This is a genomic window from Bacillus fungorum (assembly GCF_002746455.1).
Classification (GTDB): domain Bacteria; phylum Bacillota; class Bacilli; order Bacillales; family Bacillaceae_G; genus Bacillus_A; species Bacillus_A fungorum.
On record NZ_NWUW01000003.1, the window covers coordinates 253,145 to 269,069 of the forward strand.

Genomic DNA, 15,925 nt, shown 5'->3' on the forward strand with positions numbered 1-15,925 from the left:
GTTTTCCTCACTTTCGTAGTTGATAGAATAAAGTTTGATGTTTTTCCGTATTATGGAATGTATTCCGTGATGTGAAATCTTGTTATAATTTTCAGATAATTAAAAAGAAAAGTCAATATTTTTTTGTTTGCGCTTTCGAATTATCGTTCGTAGTATTTTTTATTTTTAGAAAATTAAATAAATGAATTGATTTCATTTTGATTTTTTGTTAAATTGATAGGTAATTGAGCGTACTAACATATTACAAGTCAAGTAGAGGTGAGTTATGGTACAGTCCATTGATCGAGCGATAAGTATTATAAAGTTATTAAATTCTACTAATGAAAAAGAGTATTGGGCCATTTCTGATATAGCGGACAGAACACATCTCCCAGTTAGTACAGTACATAGATTACTTAACTCTCTAATCGAGCATGGGCTAGTTACGCAAATTTCAGAGACGAAACAGTACAAAATTGGACCAATGTGGATGGAAATAGGATTACGACAATTGGAGAAGGTAGACTACAGATCAGTCGCAAGAGAAGTAATGAAGCGATTGGCCTCTGAAGTGGAAGAAAGTGTTTATTTGAACATTCCAAATGGAACACATTCTATTATCATTGAAAGAATTGATAGCCCTTTAAAAATTCGAGTTATTGATAACCTAGGGGAACAGATTCCACTTTCAATTGGTGCCGCAAATAAAACGATGCTTGCCAATATGAAACAGAATGAAATGGAATATATTGTTGAGCAACTACTTTCTGCTTTACCAGAACAAAAGCAAATTCTTCTTGATCAAATAAAGCAAATAAGAAACGAAGGATATGCTGTCAGTTATGGAGAAAAAACAGAAGGGACAGCTTCAGTAGCTGCACCTATTATCGGATTTAATCATAAAGTAGTAGGAGCATTAAGTGTTGGGTTAATTAGTCATCGCATTAATGATGATCGACTTTCTTTTCTTATTAGTAAGGTGAAACAAGCAGCTCATGAAATATCAATAAAAATCGGCAGTACATCAGAACTATAATTTTGATAACTGTCGTCATTTTTTATTCATATACTGGAATTCATTTTCATAATGCGGAAAAATAGGGGGATTTATATGTCAAAGTGGCAATCAAAAGAACAATTAATTCAATTATTAAGCAGTCTTGTTGAAATTCCTAGTATTACAGGTACAGAAGCTGAAGTAATATTGCCAGACTTCGTTGTGGAACAATTATCTGATTTACAGTACTTCAAAGAAAATCCACACCATTTGCAAAAAAATCCGACAGGGGACGGACGATATTTTGTTACAGCACTAGTAAAGAAAAGCGATAGTACAAAAAATACCGTAATTCTAGTAAGTCACTTTGATGTTGTAGATGTACAAGATTACGGAGTGTGGAAAGAAGATGCATTCAATCCTAAAAAGCTAACATCTATGTTTTATTCTCATAAAGATGAACTTCCAGAACATGTACGTGAAGATATAGAACATGGAGATTGGCTATTTGGTAGAGGAACAATGGATATGAAATGCGGCCTCACGTTACAAATGGCAATGATTGAGCAAGCTTGTGAAGGAAGATTTGATGGGAATGTTCTTTTATTGGCTGTACCAGATGAAGAAGTAAACTCTGTAGGAATGAGAGCTGCTGTCCCAAGATTACTAGAGTTAGCAAGAGAACATAACTTGGAGTATAAAACGGTACTAAATTCAGAGCCTATGTTTTCAAGGCACCCTGGTGACCAAAATAAGTATATTTACACTGGTTCTATTGGTAAAGTGTTACCTGGTTTTCTTTGCTACGGTAAAGAAACACATGTAGGTGAACCTTTTGCAGGCTTAAATGGGAGTTATATGGCTTCATTAATAACAGCAGAATTAGAGTTGAACACAGATCTTTGTGATATTGTAGAAGGGGAAGCGAGTCCTCCGCCAACTAACTTACTTCAAAGAGATTTAAAGGAGGATTATTCTGTACAAATTCCACATCGTGCAGTCACATTATTTAATTTGTTTTTATTAGAAAAATCAATGACAGATGTCGTTTCATTGTTACGTCAAAAAGTAACGAAAGTAGCAGAGAAAATAGAAGAGTCGTATGAAAAACATGCATATCGTTTTTCTAAATATAATCCATTCATACCACCTAATCTTAAAGTAAATGTATTGACATATGAAGAGCTTATCACTTATGCAATTGAACAACAGGGGCAAGAGAAAATAGATGATATTCAATCTAGTATTATAAAAAATAGAGAAGATAAAGATGATCGTGCGGTAACGATTGATTTAGTAGATAAACTAGCCATCTTATGTAAAGAAAAGGCACCGATGATTGTCCTTTTCTTTGCTCCGCCATATTATCCAGCTGTAAGTTCACGCAACAACCAGTTAATTAAAGAGGTAGTTGCAGAAATGGAAAAGTATGCACAATTCAATCATAATATTACATTTGAAAACCAAAACTATTTTGGAGGAATTTCAGATTTGAGCTATGTGGGCTTACAGAACCCATTAGATTCAATGAGTTCACTTGTAGATAATATGCCATTATGGGATAAAGGTTACTCAATTCCACTTCAGGAACTAGAAGAGTTTGACGTCCCAGTATTAAATATGGGGCCGGTAGGAAAAGATGCTCATCAATGGACAGAACGTCTAGATGTAAATTACGCATTTGAAACGCTATTAGATATGTTACCGAAATGCATTGGAAAATTATTAGTTTCTAATAAAATTACACAAGCGTAGTAGGGAAGGGATAAGTGAAGTTATTTTAATATAATTAAAAACTAAAACAGCCAAACTCAAGTATATTCGAGTTTGGCCGTTTATCATGTAGTGCATTTCTCATTAAATTCATATGAATTCATAACTAACGTGATCTCTTTTATACTTTTACTTTTTCGTTTGACCAGATAGTTCGACAGACTTTTGTGTACAACGTTGCATAGCTGAAATAATTGCAGTTCGTAAGCCTTTTTCCTCTAAAGTTGCTACAGCTTCTATCGTTGTTCCGCCAGGAGAACAAACCATATCTTTCAATTCACCTGGATGTATTCCTGTTTCTAGTACCATTTTTGCAGAGCCTAACACAGCTTGAGCAGCAAATTTATATGCTTGATTTCTAGGCATGCCATCTAGTACAGCAGCATCTGCCATCGCTTCTATAATCATATATACGTACGCTGGTGAAGAACCACTTACAGATGTTACAACATCCATTAACTTTTCACTTACAATCTCTGATTGACCAAAACTATTGAAAATGTTTAGCACATCTTCTAAATCTTTTTCTGTTACCATTTCATTAGGACATAATGCAGACATTCCTTCTCCAACAAGAGCAGGTGTATTAGGCATTACTCGTACAATTTTTAACTTCTTATTAAAAGAATCCTCTGTACTTTGGATGCTTTTTCCAGCAGCGATTGTTACGATAATAACATCGTTTTTTATCACTTCTTTAATTTCGTTAATTACTGATGCGTATAAGTCTGGTTTAATTGATAAAATTAAAATATTAGCATTTTTAGCGACTTCATTGTTGTCAGTAGTTATAGTTATTCCGTACTTTTCACTAGCATTTTCTAAATTCGTCGTGTTTAAATCTGAACACATGATTTTATTTGAAGACACTATTTTTTTGTTTAGCATCCCGCCAATGATAGCCATCCCCATATTTCCGCATCCGATGAATCCAATTTGTTTATCCATAATAACTCAATCTTGCTCCTTTTTTAATAAATTATATCATTTCGAAATTGTTATCTTAATATAACAATAACATCTCTGTGCAATATAAAGAAACATTCTAAGAGAATATATTCCTTTTTGCAATACTAAAAGATAAAAATCAATGATATTCGACATTCTGTAAATATATACACTACAATATAAAGTTTATGTTTATAAATATGAGTTAAATTTATATTCATTTGTATTTTCATTCAGTAGGGCAATAACTTCATACAAGTAACTCGCAGCTCTATTTATTTTTAAAAATACCTCTTGACACCAAATCGAACTATATCGCATAATATAAAAAAATTAAACCGAAAATCGTTGAAGGGAAATAGTACATATGTCTTCTTGCGAAAGAGAGTGGAATTCACCGGCTGAAAGATTCCTCGTATAGAATATATCGAACCTATCCCTGAGTCTTAAATGAAAGTTTAGGCGTTCGCCTGCGTTATAGGCGCCAAGTGGATATCTATGTATATCAATTAAGGTGGTACCGCGGAACAATGACCGTTTCGTCCTTTTTATTTTATTAAGGGCGAAGCGGTCATTTTTATTTTGTCCTTTAATTGGATAGGTGCAGCAATAATGAGAATAGAAATCACTGAAAGCTGTATGAATAAAAGTGTAATGTATAAAAAACTTTGATTTTAGATTTGGGGGATACAAAAGTGAAAAAACAACGAGTTGTCGTTAAGATTGGGAGCAGCTCCCTGGCAGATAGTCACGGAGGCATTTCTAAAGAACAACTTTCAGATCATGTTGCCGCATTGGCTCGGTTGAAAGAAGAAGGACACGAGGTTGTGTTAATTACATCTGGAGCCGTCGCTGCAGGTTTTTCAGCGCTAGGATATCCTAGCAGACCCGTGACAATTAAAGGAAAACAGGCAGCTGCAGCTGTCGGACAAAGTTTGTTAATGCAGGCGTACACGGAGGAATTCCGTAAATATGGTATTGTTACTGCGCAACTTTTACTGACAAGAAGTGATTTTTCTAGAAAAGAACAATATAGTAATGCTTACGCTACTTTAGGAGAATTACTAAACCGTTCCGCTCTCCCGATAATCAATGAAAATGATTCCATCTCTTTAGAGGAGCTAACGTTCGGTGATAATGATATGCTGTCAGCTTTAGTAAGCGGGCTTATTTCGGCAGACATGCTTATGATTTTTACGGATGTGAACGGTTTATATGACAAAAATCCGCAGAAAAATGAGGATGCAAAAAAATATTATTTCCTTCCTGAAGTTACAGAAGAAATCGCTTCTCTTGCAGGAGATGCTGGTTCAAAACTTGGGACTGGCGGTATGAAATCAAAAATCGATGCTGCAAAGACAGCACTCTCTCTTGGTGTGAGTGTATTTATCGGAACAGGACGTGGACAAGAGAAATTTGTAGATGTTTTGAAGGGGAAAGGTGATGGAACATATGTCGGAAATGCCCCTCAAAAAGAAATGAAGATGAATAAGCAATGGATCGCTTTGCATTCGGTTGTTAGCGGACAAATTGAAATAGACGCCGGAGCAGCTACAGCTATCATTCAGCATGGTAAGAGTCTTCTTCCTGCTGGTGTTACAAATGTTTCAGGATTTTTCCAAGTAGGCGAAGTCGTAGAAGTAATGACGCAACAAGGGCGCGTGATTGGAAAAGGACAATGCACATATAGCGCAGAGGAATTAAGAGCTGTAAAAGGTATGCAAAGCCAACATATTCAAGCAAGAGGCGAAAGACATAGTTATGAAGTCATCCATAGAGATCATTGGGTTTCATTTTAAGAATAGGGATCAAAAAGGAGGAAATAAAAATGAATGAAGTGTTAGCAAAGGGGAAAAGAGCAAAAGAGGTTGCTAGGGAACTTGTATTAAAATCTACAAATCAAAAAAACGAAGCACTTGCTATGGTTGCAAATCAATTAATAAATGAAACAACTTATATTTTAGAGGAAAACAAACGTGATATCGAAGAAGGTAAGGCAAAAGGATTTTCTGATTCACTCCTTGATCGACTTATGCTAACTGAACAACGAATTGTTGATATGGTAGAGGGAATTAAGCAGTTAATTGAATTACGTGATCCTGTTGGAGAATGTGTAAGTGAATGGGAGCGACCAAATGGACTATCTATTCAGGAGATGCGTGTACCACTTGGTGTTGTTGGGATGATTTACGAGGCAAGGCCAAATGTAACAGTAGATGCTGCTACAATTTGTTTAAAAACAGGAAACGCAGTTATATTACGTGGTAGTTCTTCTGCTATCCATTCTAACAAAGCTATTGTTGACGTTATTCACCGAGCGCTTAAACAAACAAGTTTGCCAGAAGAAAGTGTACAGCTCATAGAAGACACAACACGGGATAGCGCAAAGCAGTTGTTTACAATGAATGATTACTTAGACGTTCTTATTCCAAGAGGTGGTAAACAATTAATTGATACTGTAGTAAGAGAAGCGTCTGTTCCAGTACTTGAAACAGGTGCGGGAAATTGTCATGTTTTTATTGATGAAACAGCTGATAAACAAATGGCAATTGATATTATTATAAATGCAAAAACGCAGCGTCCATCTGTATGTAATGCCATTGAAACGATTGTACTTCATGAGGAGTGGGCGCAGCAATTTGGTAGCGAATTGTTTTCATCTTTGAAGGAAAAAGGCGTGGAGCTACGTGGTAATCAGAGAGCACTGGCAATTGATTCTTCAATTGTACTTGCTTCAGAAGAAGACTGGGAGACAGAATTTTTATCACTCACGCTGGCAGTTAAAGTAGTTTCTTCTATAGAAGAAGCGATTTATCACATAAATACGTATGGATCTATGCATTCTGAAGCGATTATTACAGAGAACGAGGAAAATGTCAGCAAATTTTTCACTTCTGTTGATGCGGCGGCACTTTATCATAATGCATCAACTCGTTTTACTGATGGATCTGAATTCGGATTTGGAGCAGAAATTGGCATCAGTACACAAAAGCTACACGTAAGAGGACCAATGGGGCTTCCAGCATTAACTTCCACAAAATATGTGATTCGTGGAAATGGACAAATTCGAAAATAAAAATAAAAGACACTCAATTAGGTTGGGTGTCTTTTATTTTAAAGAGTATTTACCATACAAATAACCCAACAAGCATAGCACTTAATAAGGAAACTGCCATTCCGCTCACAAGAAGCTTCCAAACATTTTTCCCGATGACTGATGATTTTTCGCCGCCAAATAATGAATTGTAAGTTCCATAAATCATACCTACTGTACTAAAGTTAGCAAAAGAAGCTAGAAATGTTGTTGCAACTGCAACCGTATGCGGTTGTAAAGACTTTAAGTTCGATTTTAAATCCATCATTGCAACAAATTCATTCGTCGTTATTTTGATCCCCATAAGTTCAGCTACATACATAGCATCACTGCCTGATAAACCAAGTAGAAATGCAAAGGGACTAAAGATAATGGAGAAGATTTTTTGAATTGTTAAACCTGTTACAAAAAATCCTAAAATCCCATTTAAACATGCTGTTAATGCTACATATCCAATTACCATAGCTAAAATAACGATAACCATATTCATCCCGACTAACATACTGTTTGAAATAGTAGAAAAGAAATCCTTTTTTTCATGTTTTGAAGGTGTATATACGACATCTTCTTCTTTCGAAACTTCCACAGGATTTAATACATTGGCTAAAATTAATGCGTTAATACAGTTTAATGGGATTGCGCTGAAAATATATGTTGCTGGAACCATTGATAAATAAGCGCCAAGAATGGATCCGCTAACGCTACTCATACTCATAATTCCAAAAGTCAACAAACGATTTTCTCTTAACACAGATAATTGATCACGAACAACCGCAAGTGCTTCCGTATTTCCTAAAAACATCATTTGAATGGAAAAGAAGCTTTCTAGCTTTGGTAAACGAGAAATCTTTGAAATGATTGCACCTACCTTATCAATAATCCAAGTTAAGATTCCGAAATACGAAAGAATATCGAAAAAAGTAATAACAAAAATGATAGGAAGTAATGCACTAAAAAAGAAATCAATGTGTGGAATGTCCATAGCTGAAGGAAATGCAAATCGAATACCTTCATTCGCACATGATAGTAGCCAACTGAAAAATGACGCAATTTTATTAATGATAATACTGCCGAGCTTCGTGCCTAACATAAACCACGTAATAAAAAGCTCCAATATGATGAGAATAACGATTGGTCTCCATTTTATTTGTTTTTTATTAGGCGAACATAGGAAAACGAATAAGATTACAACAAAAATCCCTAACATATTCAATATGAAATGCATGTCAACAACTCCTTGAGCTTTATTATTTGTATATAAAAAAGCTCTTATTCTTCTTAATTTAGAATGAATGTGTTTTAATTTATATTTCTGTAAATTCTAAAAATATAGAAGGTGAAATTCGATAAAAATAGAATATGATATATAGCAAACAAGGAGAGGATAAAATGAAGGTCTATCACATAACGAGTAGAAAGAGGGAAACTTATAACGTTCAAGTGAAATATTCGATACTTTTCGAATGCGCGCTTGGCATTGCAGCAATTACTCATAAAAGGTTAATTGATACTCTTGAAAAGACTCAAAGTGAATGGGAAAGAATTAGACAATCATTAACAGATGAGATGAGAGAACACTTACAGTTTGTAGAAGAACATAATACGTGGAAAGCGTTGCTTCAGTTGTTGTATGAAGAGGATTTTCAGGACTTATCGCAGTTTAATTTTAAAATTGATTCACTTTTAGAAGCAGATTTGAAATATATATGTTTACCGTTTTTAGGAGAGAAGTATCAAGAAAAAAGAACTTTAGCGGCAAGTGGAAACGTAACTGCAATACATGAACTAATGGAACTGACACAAGAACATCAGTTTTTCTCTACTTATATTCGTTTTATATGTGATGTTGATGTACAAAAACTAAAGGACCATTTAGTAGCCGTTATGACAGGATGGTATGAGAGTGTTATCCAAAAAGAGGAAGAACAAATACTTTCTATATTAGAAAGAGACTATGAAGCAAAGAATGAAATGAATAAAAAAATGAAACCAGAAGAGTTTGTCGAATGGGCCACTGGCGGAGTGAACTATATGCCAGAGCCAAGTGTTCATCACGTACTTCTTATCCCCCAAATGACGTACAGACCGTGGAATATAGAAGCCGATATTGAAGATACGAAAGTCTTTCATTATCCAGTTGCGAATGAAAGTATTCATCCTGAAGATCTATATGAACCGAATTATTTTTTAGTTCAAAAACATAAGGCTCTTGGAGATGAAGTGAGATTGCGAATTGTAAAAATGTTGTTTGAAAAAGAACGTACATTACAGGAAATAACGGAAAAATTGCAGCTTGGTAAATCGACTGTACACCATCATTTGAAATTGTTACGTGCAGCGAAGTTAGTGGATATACATGACGGAAAATATGTATTAAGAAAGAAAGCAGTACAGTCTTTAGCGAAAGAATTAGATATGTTTTTGAATAGATAATTAACAACGAGAATGTACATAAAGGGAGGAATTTAAGAGAAAAGTTGGTGTATGAAATTGAAAAATGTATTGAAAAATCGTTCGTTCTTTTTTATGTGGATTGGTAGTGCAATCTCAGAATTAGGAGGGGGTTTCGGAACGTTATGTAATTCAATTCTGGTATATGAATTAACAGGATCGGAAATGGCTTTAAGTAGTATGTGGCTATTATATTTCATCCCATCACTCATACTGCAATTAATAAGTGGACCATTTATTGATAAATGGAGTCGGAAGTGGATTATGATTTTTTCACAATGGATACGAGCGTCCGTATTCTTATTACCTTTGGTAATGCTAGTTTCCGGTGGTTTAGAAGTTTGGCACATTTATGTTGTTCAAATTGTAGTCGGACTTATTACACCACTTTATACACCTGCAAGTCAAGCGATTACACCGAGTATTGTAGGGAAAGAACAACTTCAAGATGCAAATGCGTACATTGATGGAATGACCCGCCTTATGATGTTTCTTGCGCCAGTATTAGGCGGAGTAGTCATTCATTTCATTGGAACAGAACTTACATTATCTTTTGTATGCATTTGTTTATTTGTTAGTGGTGCTTTCTTACTTTATATAAAAGAAAATAGAACGTCCCAGCCCATTCGGAAAACGTGGCTAGAACAGTTTCTTCACGGCTTTACATATTTTTTCACAAAAACAATCATCGTTTGGCTCGGTATATTTCTTACTTTCGTGCAGTTTGGGGTAGGGGTAACGATGGTGACAAATCTTCCTTATATAAAAGACGAGCTGTCAGCGGGATATGCAGAGTTCGGCTATTTCATGGCAGGTTTTCCACTTGGCTACGTAATTGGCTCAGTATTAGTCGGAAAAGTAACATATAAAAGCCGGCGTATACTTATGCTTGGAGGATTGTTTATAGGGGGACTCACATACATTTCGCTAGGGTTCAATCATAGTATTATCATTGCAATAATAATTGAAGTAATAGCAGGGATTTGTATTGCATTTTTCAATGTTCATAACATGACAATATGCCAACAAACTGTCCCGAATAATATGATAGGACAAGTATTTTCAGTGCGTTTATTTTTCATACGATCCGCTATGCCGTTAGGTGTGTTAGTAGGGGGAATATTGAGTGAAATGTGGGGAGTAAGAGCACTATACTTTATTATCGGTTCAATTATATGTGCCACTTCTTTAATCGGAATATTACTCCCATATTTCAAATTTTTAGATGAGGCGATAGAAGAGAAAACAGCATGATTCAAAAAATTTAAACTTTATAATTGAAAATAATTATCATAATCAACTATAATAGAAGAATAGTAGTATTCGTATTACAAAGAGGGAGTGGGATATATGTTTATCGAAACGAAAACATTTACAGTAAAAGAAGGTACATCAAATATAGTTGTAGAACGTTTTACTGGAGAAGGTATTATTGAAAAGTTTGAAGGTTTTATTGATTTAAGTGTTCTTGTGAAAAAAGTAAGACGCGGCGATGAAGAAGTAGTCGTTATGATTCGCTGGGAATCTGAAGAAGCATGGAAAAACTGGGAAACAAGTGAAGAGCATTTAGCTGGACATAGAGCGAACCGTGGTAAACCAAAACCAGATCATATTATTAATGTGAATCATGCGGTTTATTATGTGAAATCATCGAAAGCGGCTTATCAGCAGTCGTAAAATATAAGTAGAGGATATATGTTGTAGAAGTCAACATATATCCTCTTTTTTAGTAATGGGGGGATGAGGATGATAGAAAACCTTGCATTTATTACTTATGAACAACATAAAAAATTAGTGCCAACAATAGTAGCTGAAATCTTATCTACAGATAAGATAAATGGATGTATGCTTATCGGATCTGTCGCAAGAGGTGACGCATATCCTGATTCGGATTTAGATTTTTATATTCTTTTAGAAGAAGGACAAAAGAAGAAATTTCATTCTGAAACGAGAGAAGATATTTTAGTTGAATATAAGGGTGCAGATTTTAATCAAATTCAAGTAAACTTTAAAAACAATCAGATGGAACTATAGAAGTTGATCAAGCATATAATCGTTTAATAGCTGACGGCATTGAAATAGATAAGGAACCGTATGCGATGAGAGGTAGTAGTTATGGTTTTTATTTTTCAATGTTTAATGGGTTATTAATTGAAGTGTCTTGCCTTGACTATAAAGACGGTAAGAAAGTTCAATAGCAATCAATAAGAGAAATTGTTTTGAAGATGTAAATATAGCCTCTTATCCAGTTTGGAAGGAGGCTTGATCATTTTATTTGTATGATAAGTGAACATCGATATAAATAGGAGGTTACCGCTATGACATCTGTATTTAAAGATATGGCGTTCCAGCTGAAAACGGAACGACTCGACCTGAATATGTGGGAGGAATCCGATGCAGACTGGCTTAGAAAACTAATTGGTGAACGTGGAGTGGAAATGCCAACCATTGACTCTGTTCGTAACAATCTAATTGAGATGCGTAAGAAAGTAGATGAAAATGGCATTTCTCTTCTCACTATTCGTAGACGAGACGAAGGCGATTTCATCGGATACTGTGGCTTAATTATCGGTCGTTCTACGCTTGAAGAGCCGGAGATTGCATACGAGTTGTTCCGCAGTGCTCATCGCATGGGTTATGCGACAGAGGCAGCATCAGCAGTACTTGAGGCTGCGATTGCTACGGGTCGCCATAGACTATGGTCTACTGTAGGCGCTTGGAATACTGCGTCTTTTCGGGTATTAGAAAAGATAGGATTTAAGCGGCATCACAGTACGTTTGGTGAACGCGGTGAGATTGTTTGGAATGTGCGCGATTTGTAGAAATTTAATTAGATTCGTAACAATTAAAAATGTAAAAGAAAGCCCATTTGTTATATATGGGCTTTTCCTTATAGTAAATATTGATTTTGTATTTATTAAGTGTAATAGTCTATCTATTACCTTAGTTTTTTACATCAGCATATAATTCCAGCGCCTCTTTCACATTCAATCCATTCTTTACAATACCATGTATCGCTTGAATCATCGCAGCAGGATGTTCAGATTGCCATATGTTTCGGCCCATATCTACTCCAATTGCACCTTCTTGCAGTGCATTGTACGTAATGTTTAATGCGTCTTCAATTGAATCTAGTTTTGGTCCACCAGCGATTACAACTGGGGCAGGACAAGTGCTGGTGATTTTTTCGAATCCTTCGCAGTAATACGTTTTAATAATGTCAGCACCCATTTCAACGCATACGCGGGAAGCAAGTGCTAGAAAGCGAGCTTCACGTTTTTGTAATTCTTTCGCAACTGCGGTAATGCCGAGTACTGGCAGACCGTAATCGTGAGCCTCAGAGACTACATTTGCAAGATTTGAAACTGTCTGGGTTTCGTAGTCTGATCCGACGAAAACAGAAACGCCGACGCCAATTGCATTTTGTTTTACTGCTTCTTTTACAGGTGTAACAATTGTTTCATTCGCTAAGTCTTTACCGACGACAGTAGCTCCACCTGAAACACGCATAACCATCGGTGTGCTGCAGTTTTCAGGAATGCAGGAGCTAAGTACACCACGCGTTAAAAAGAGAGAATCTGTGTAAGGAAGTAAGTTTTTAACCGTTTCAAGCGGTTGTTCTAGCCCATGGATTGGTCCTAAAAAGTAGCCGTGATCTATCGCTAACATAACCGCTCTTCCATCAGGTAAAATTGTATTTAATCGATTTTTAAATCCCCAAGTCATTTGAAATCACTCCTTCGTTAATGTTGGATTTTCCGTTTGTACTGTATCTTTATTTGGTAAATGTGGTGACTTAATAAAAACTGCTTTAAAAGGTTTGTCAGAATGGTTAATTAGATAGTGAGATTCATGAGGGCGAACTTGCAGGACATCACCTTGTTTAATTGGAACTCTTTCGTTATTCACATAGAAATCAATTTCACCTTCTAATGCATAAAAGACTTCCTCGCACGTCGTATGATAGTGGTTTTGAAACTCTTGCCCAGGCTGAATGACAACAAGGCCAAGATCAATATTCGGACCTTGTATTAAATATTTCGGCCCGTTATCACCGAAGCGATAGGAGAAGTCATTTTCATTCGCTTTTAACATACTTTTCACTCCTTTATGTAATGTGTTACAGAGCACCAGGCGCAATCCACATATGTGAGGTGAGCCCTTTATCAGCTAAAGCGAGTTGACTGTCATACACAGTTTTCCATGTTTCATAGAATTCTTTATATAGTTCATGATTTTCAGTAACTGGTTCGAATGTGTTTTCCCACTGTACAAACTGTTCAGCAGTTTCTTCCATAGATGAATATATGCCAGCGCCAACTCCAGCAGCAATCGCAGTTCCTAAAGCAGCTGCTTCTTTCACAACTGGTACTTTTACAGGAATACCAAGGACGTCTGATAGAATTTGTGGCCATAGTTTTCCTTTAGCGGCACCGCCAGCAAAAATGACTTCAGAAGGGAATGTTCCTGTGAGATTTTCTATTAATTTTAAGTTACCAAGTGTAACGAAGGCGGCATTTTCTTCAATAGCACGGAACAGTTCTTTTTTTCCGCATTTGTCAGCGTCTAAACTTAAATTTAAAAAAGAAGGTGCGGCATGTCGCCAAGAAATGTAGTTCATAACGTTTGAAAAAGTAGGGACAATGCCATGTGAGCCGACAGGTACGTCTTTCGCTTGTTCTTCTAGTAATTCATAAGTATCTACACCGAGTTTGTCAGCGAGTTTCTTTTCTTCTTGGCAAAAAGCATCTCGAAACCAGCGCATAACAAGACCAGGGAAAAAGGCAATTGTTTCATATTGCCATAGGTTAGGAACGACGTGGCAATTTAAGCGAATCGCAGCATGTGGATCCGTTATTGGCTCTGTAATATTCACTTCTTGTTGCCAAAAGCTGCCCCCGCATATTAAAGTTTGATTTGGCTTAACAACTCCAGTTCCAAGGGATGCCATTTGAGCATCACCACCGCCGGCAACGACAGGAATTCCTTCACGTAATCCAGTTAATGCTGCACACTCTTTTGTAACGTTGCCAATTACTGTACCAGCTTCATTTACTGTTGGTGAAAATGGCAAAGATAGACCGCACTCCTTAGCGACATCGTTATCCCACACTCTATTTTGTAAGTCAAAAATACCTGACGTACATCCGTTTGAGGGATCGATTTGCAGCACGCCGCTTAATTTATATAAGATCCAATCGTTTAACATTGTAAAAGATTGAATAGCATTATAGACGTCGGGTTCATGTTTTTTAATCCAAAGTAGGCGGGGTAAAGCACCTAATGAAAAAGTTTGACCAGACTTTGTATATAAATCTTTTTCAAGATGTGACCGAATTTCTTTTAGTTCACTAACCTCAGCAGATGCGCGTCCATCAACATTTGCACAAGCCCAAATTTCTTGCCCATTTTTATCATATAAAACAAAACCTTCTCGCATACTAGTAGCGCTAATAGCTTGAATAGAAGAGGGAGAGACATTACTTCTTTGTAAAACTTCTTTCGTGCATTGATGTAATAGCTTCCAGTTTTCTATTACATCAAAATTCATAGAACCTGGGTAACGAGAATCCGTTTTATGAACCCATTCTTTTTGACTGACCGCAATTTGATTACCTAGTAGATCAAAAAGAACAGCTCGAATGCTTCCTGTACCAGCATCAAAAGCTAATAAATGAGACATTAACAATCACCATCCTTTCGTAATAAGGAGAGGGCAGTTTCCTCATCGGTAATTAATGTATGAATGAACTTTCCTTTTAAGGCACCATAAATTGCATTTATCTTTTCTGTACCTCCAGCAACACCAACGACATGCTTCATTTTGCGCAAAATAGAGAGAGGCGTGCCAATTAGTCGATTATGATGTGGAAGTTTTAATAAATCACCATCCGTATTATAAAATTGCCCTAAAATATCGCCCGCCCCGTTTTGACTACGAATATATGTCATCTCACGTAGTGTTAATTTTTCTTCTTTTACAATCGTAGCGTCTTGAGATAATCCCCCAATCCCGACAACAGCCGTATGAGCAAGTGAAGCGACATGAAGCATATCTTTTACACTCGGTTCTGATAAAATACTTTGTGCCATTTCGGTTGTAGATGCTAGAAACGGCGTAGGGATAATGTAAAGATCGCCTTGCATGTAGTGTAAATAGTTTTGTTTTCTCGGGAGATAGTGATTTACTCCGCCTGTTAACGTAACAATTGAAAGATTAATAGAACTTTCGAAATGAATGTTTTCTAGCACTTTGCTAATTGTTTCTCCCCAGCCAATTCCGAGTAAATCGCCTTGCTGGAGATGAGTTTCTAAATATTGTGCAGCAGCTTTTCCGAGAGAAGCGTGATAATTGTTTACTGGGGTAGGGATAATAAAAGCATCTTTTAAGTGGAATTTTTTCATTAATTCACGCTCTATACTTAAACAGTGCAAACCAGTCCCTTTTACGTGAAATGTAACGATACCTTCACTCCGCGCCTTATCTAATAACCGGACGACTTTATTTCTTGAAATATGAAGAAGTGAAGCGATCTCCTGTTGTGTTAATTGGTCTTTATAATAGTACCAAGCTACTTTCGTTAATAAATTCTCTTCAAAGTTCAGCTGAGTCATACTCTTCATCCCTTTCAACAATTGACCACTGCTTAAACATATGTGCCATATATTTTGTTTATTCCAGT

14 protein-coding genes, 2 pseudogenes and 1 other annotated feature are annotated in these 15,925 nt (G+C 36.2%); of the genes and pseudogenes, 10 read left to right on the forward strand and 6 right to left on the reverse strand.

The annotated features are described in order from the left end of the window. Positions 1 to 265: 265 nt before the first annotated feature. Both CO726_RS05960 and CO726_RS05965 read left to right on the forward strand, forming a co-directional pair. Positions 266 to 1,015 (forward strand): IclR family transcriptional regulator, encoded by a 750-nt coding sequence (locus CO726_RS05960; RefSeq protein WP_099683645.1) that lies wholly within the window; start codon positions 266 to 268, stop codon positions 1,013 to 1,015. A gap of 75 nt (positions 1,016 to 1,090) precedes the next feature. After that, positions 1,091 to 2,731 carry a M20/M25/M40 family metallo-hydrolase gene (locus CO726_RS05965; RefSeq protein WP_099683646.1) on the forward strand — a complete coding sequence of 547 codons (1,641 nt, stop codon included), beginning with the start codon at positions 1,091 to 1,093 and terminating at the stop codon, positions 2,729 to 2,731. Between the two features lie 147 nt (positions 2,732 to 2,878). Here CO726_RS05965 and proC read toward each other — a convergent pair whose 3' ends face one another. Beyond that, complete coding sequence (proC, locus tag CO726_RS05970; RefSeq protein ID WP_099683647.1) at positions 2,879 to 3,697, reverse strand: pyrroline-5-carboxylate reductase; 819 nt, start codon at positions 3,695 to 3,697, stop codon at positions 2,879 to 2,881. 339 nt (positions 3,698 to 4,036) lie between these two features. Beyond that, positions 4,037 to 4,247 (forward strand) — a binding site (T-box leader). A gap of 145 nt (positions 4,248 to 4,392) precedes the next feature. Here proC and proB point away from each other — a divergent pair. Next, positions 4,393 to 5,496, forward strand: coding sequence for a glutamate 5-kinase (proB, locus tag CO726_RS05980; protein WP_099683648.1), 1,104 nt, complete (start codon positions 4,393 to 4,395; stop codon positions 5,494 to 5,496). Positions 5,497 to 5,525: 29 nt separating this feature from the next. Further along, a complete protein-coding gene (locus tag CO726_RS05985) occupies positions 5,526 to 6,773 on the forward strand; it encodes a glutamate-5-semialdehyde dehydrogenase (protein ID WP_099683649.1) in 1,248 nt (415 codons plus the stop codon). Between the two features lie 49 nt (positions 6,774 to 6,822). On the opposite strand, the gene CO726_RS05990 is transcribed toward CO726_RS05985, so the two are convergent. Beyond that, a complete protein-coding gene (locus CO726_RS05990) occupies positions 6,823 to 8,016 on the reverse strand; it encodes a NupC/NupG family nucleoside CNT transporter (protein WP_099683650.1) in 1,194 nt (397 codons plus the stop codon). 164 nt (positions 8,017 to 8,180) lie between these two features. Between CO726_RS05990 and CO726_RS05995 the strand changes: the two genes are divergently transcribed. The 6 genes and pseudogenes from CO726_RS05995 to CO726_RS06020 all read left to right on the forward strand — a co-directional run bounded on the left by CO726_RS05995 (position 8,181) and on the right by CO726_RS06020 (position 12,064). Continuing rightward, entirely contained in the window at positions 8,181 to 9,224 is a 1,044-nt protein-coding gene (locus CO726_RS05995; protein ID WP_099683651.1) for an ArsR/SmtB family transcription factor, read from the forward strand. A 51-nt stretch (positions 9,225 to 9,275) separates the two neighbouring features. Next, a complete protein-coding gene (locus tag CO726_RS06000) occupies positions 9,276 to 10,496 on the forward strand; it encodes an MFS transporter (protein ID WP_099683652.1) in 1,221 nt (406 codons plus the stop codon). 96 nt (positions 10,497 to 10,592) lie between these two features. Beyond that, the gene (hmoA, locus tag CO726_RS06005; protein ID WP_136699408.1) at positions 10,593 to 10,919 is read left to right on the forward strand and encodes a heme-degrading monooxygenase HmoA; all 327 of its coding nucleotides are present in this window, start codon (positions 10,593 to 10,595) and stop codon (positions 10,917 to 10,919) included. 69 nt (positions 10,920 to 10,988) lie between these two features. Continuing rightward, a pseudogene (locus CO726_RS06010) lies at positions 10,989 to 11,273 on the forward strand (nucleotidyltransferase domain-containing protein); the annotation flags it as partial. Next, a pseudogene (locus CO726_RS06015) lies at positions 11,270 to 11,440 on the forward strand (VOC family protein); the annotation flags it as partial. The pseudogenes CO726_RS06010 and CO726_RS06015, both read left to right, overlap by 4 nt. Before the next feature lie 120 nt (positions 11,441 to 11,560). Continuing rightward, entirely contained in the window at positions 11,561 to 12,064 is a 504-nt protein-coding gene (locus CO726_RS06020) for a GNAT family N-acetyltransferase (protein ID WP_099683654.1), read from the forward strand. A 121-nt stretch (positions 12,065 to 12,185) separates the two neighbouring features. On the opposite strand, the gene lsrF is transcribed toward CO726_RS06020, so the two are convergent. From lsrF to CO726_RS06040, 4 genes are read right to left on the reverse strand one after another with little or no spacing between them, the layout of a single operon-like run. Continuing rightward, entirely contained in the window at positions 12,186 to 12,968 is a 783-nt protein-coding gene (lsrF, locus tag CO726_RS06025) for a 3-hydroxy-5-phosphonooxypentane-2,4-dione thiolase (RefSeq protein WP_099683655.1), read from the reverse strand. A 6-nt stretch (positions 12,969 to 12,974) separates the two neighbouring features. After that, on the reverse strand, positions 12,975 to 13,337 hold the full coding sequence (locus CO726_RS06030) for a cupin domain-containing protein (RefSeq protein ID WP_000909986.1): 363 nt from the start codon (positions 13,335 to 13,337) through the stop codon (positions 12,975 to 12,977). 25 nt (positions 13,338 to 13,362) lie between these two features. Continuing rightward, entirely contained in the window at positions 13,363 to 14,925 is a 1,563-nt protein-coding gene (gene lsrK / locus CO726_RS06035; RefSeq protein ID WP_136699410.1) for an autoinducer-2 kinase, read from the reverse strand. Beyond that, complete coding sequence (locus CO726_RS06040) at positions 14,925 to 15,857, reverse strand: sugar-binding transcriptional regulator (protein WP_099683657.1); 933 nt, start codon at positions 15,855 to 15,857, stop codon at positions 14,925 to 14,927. The genes lsrK and CO726_RS06040 overlap by 1 nt, the downstream gene beginning before the upstream one ends. Positions 15,858 to 15,925: the final 68 nt, after the last annotated feature.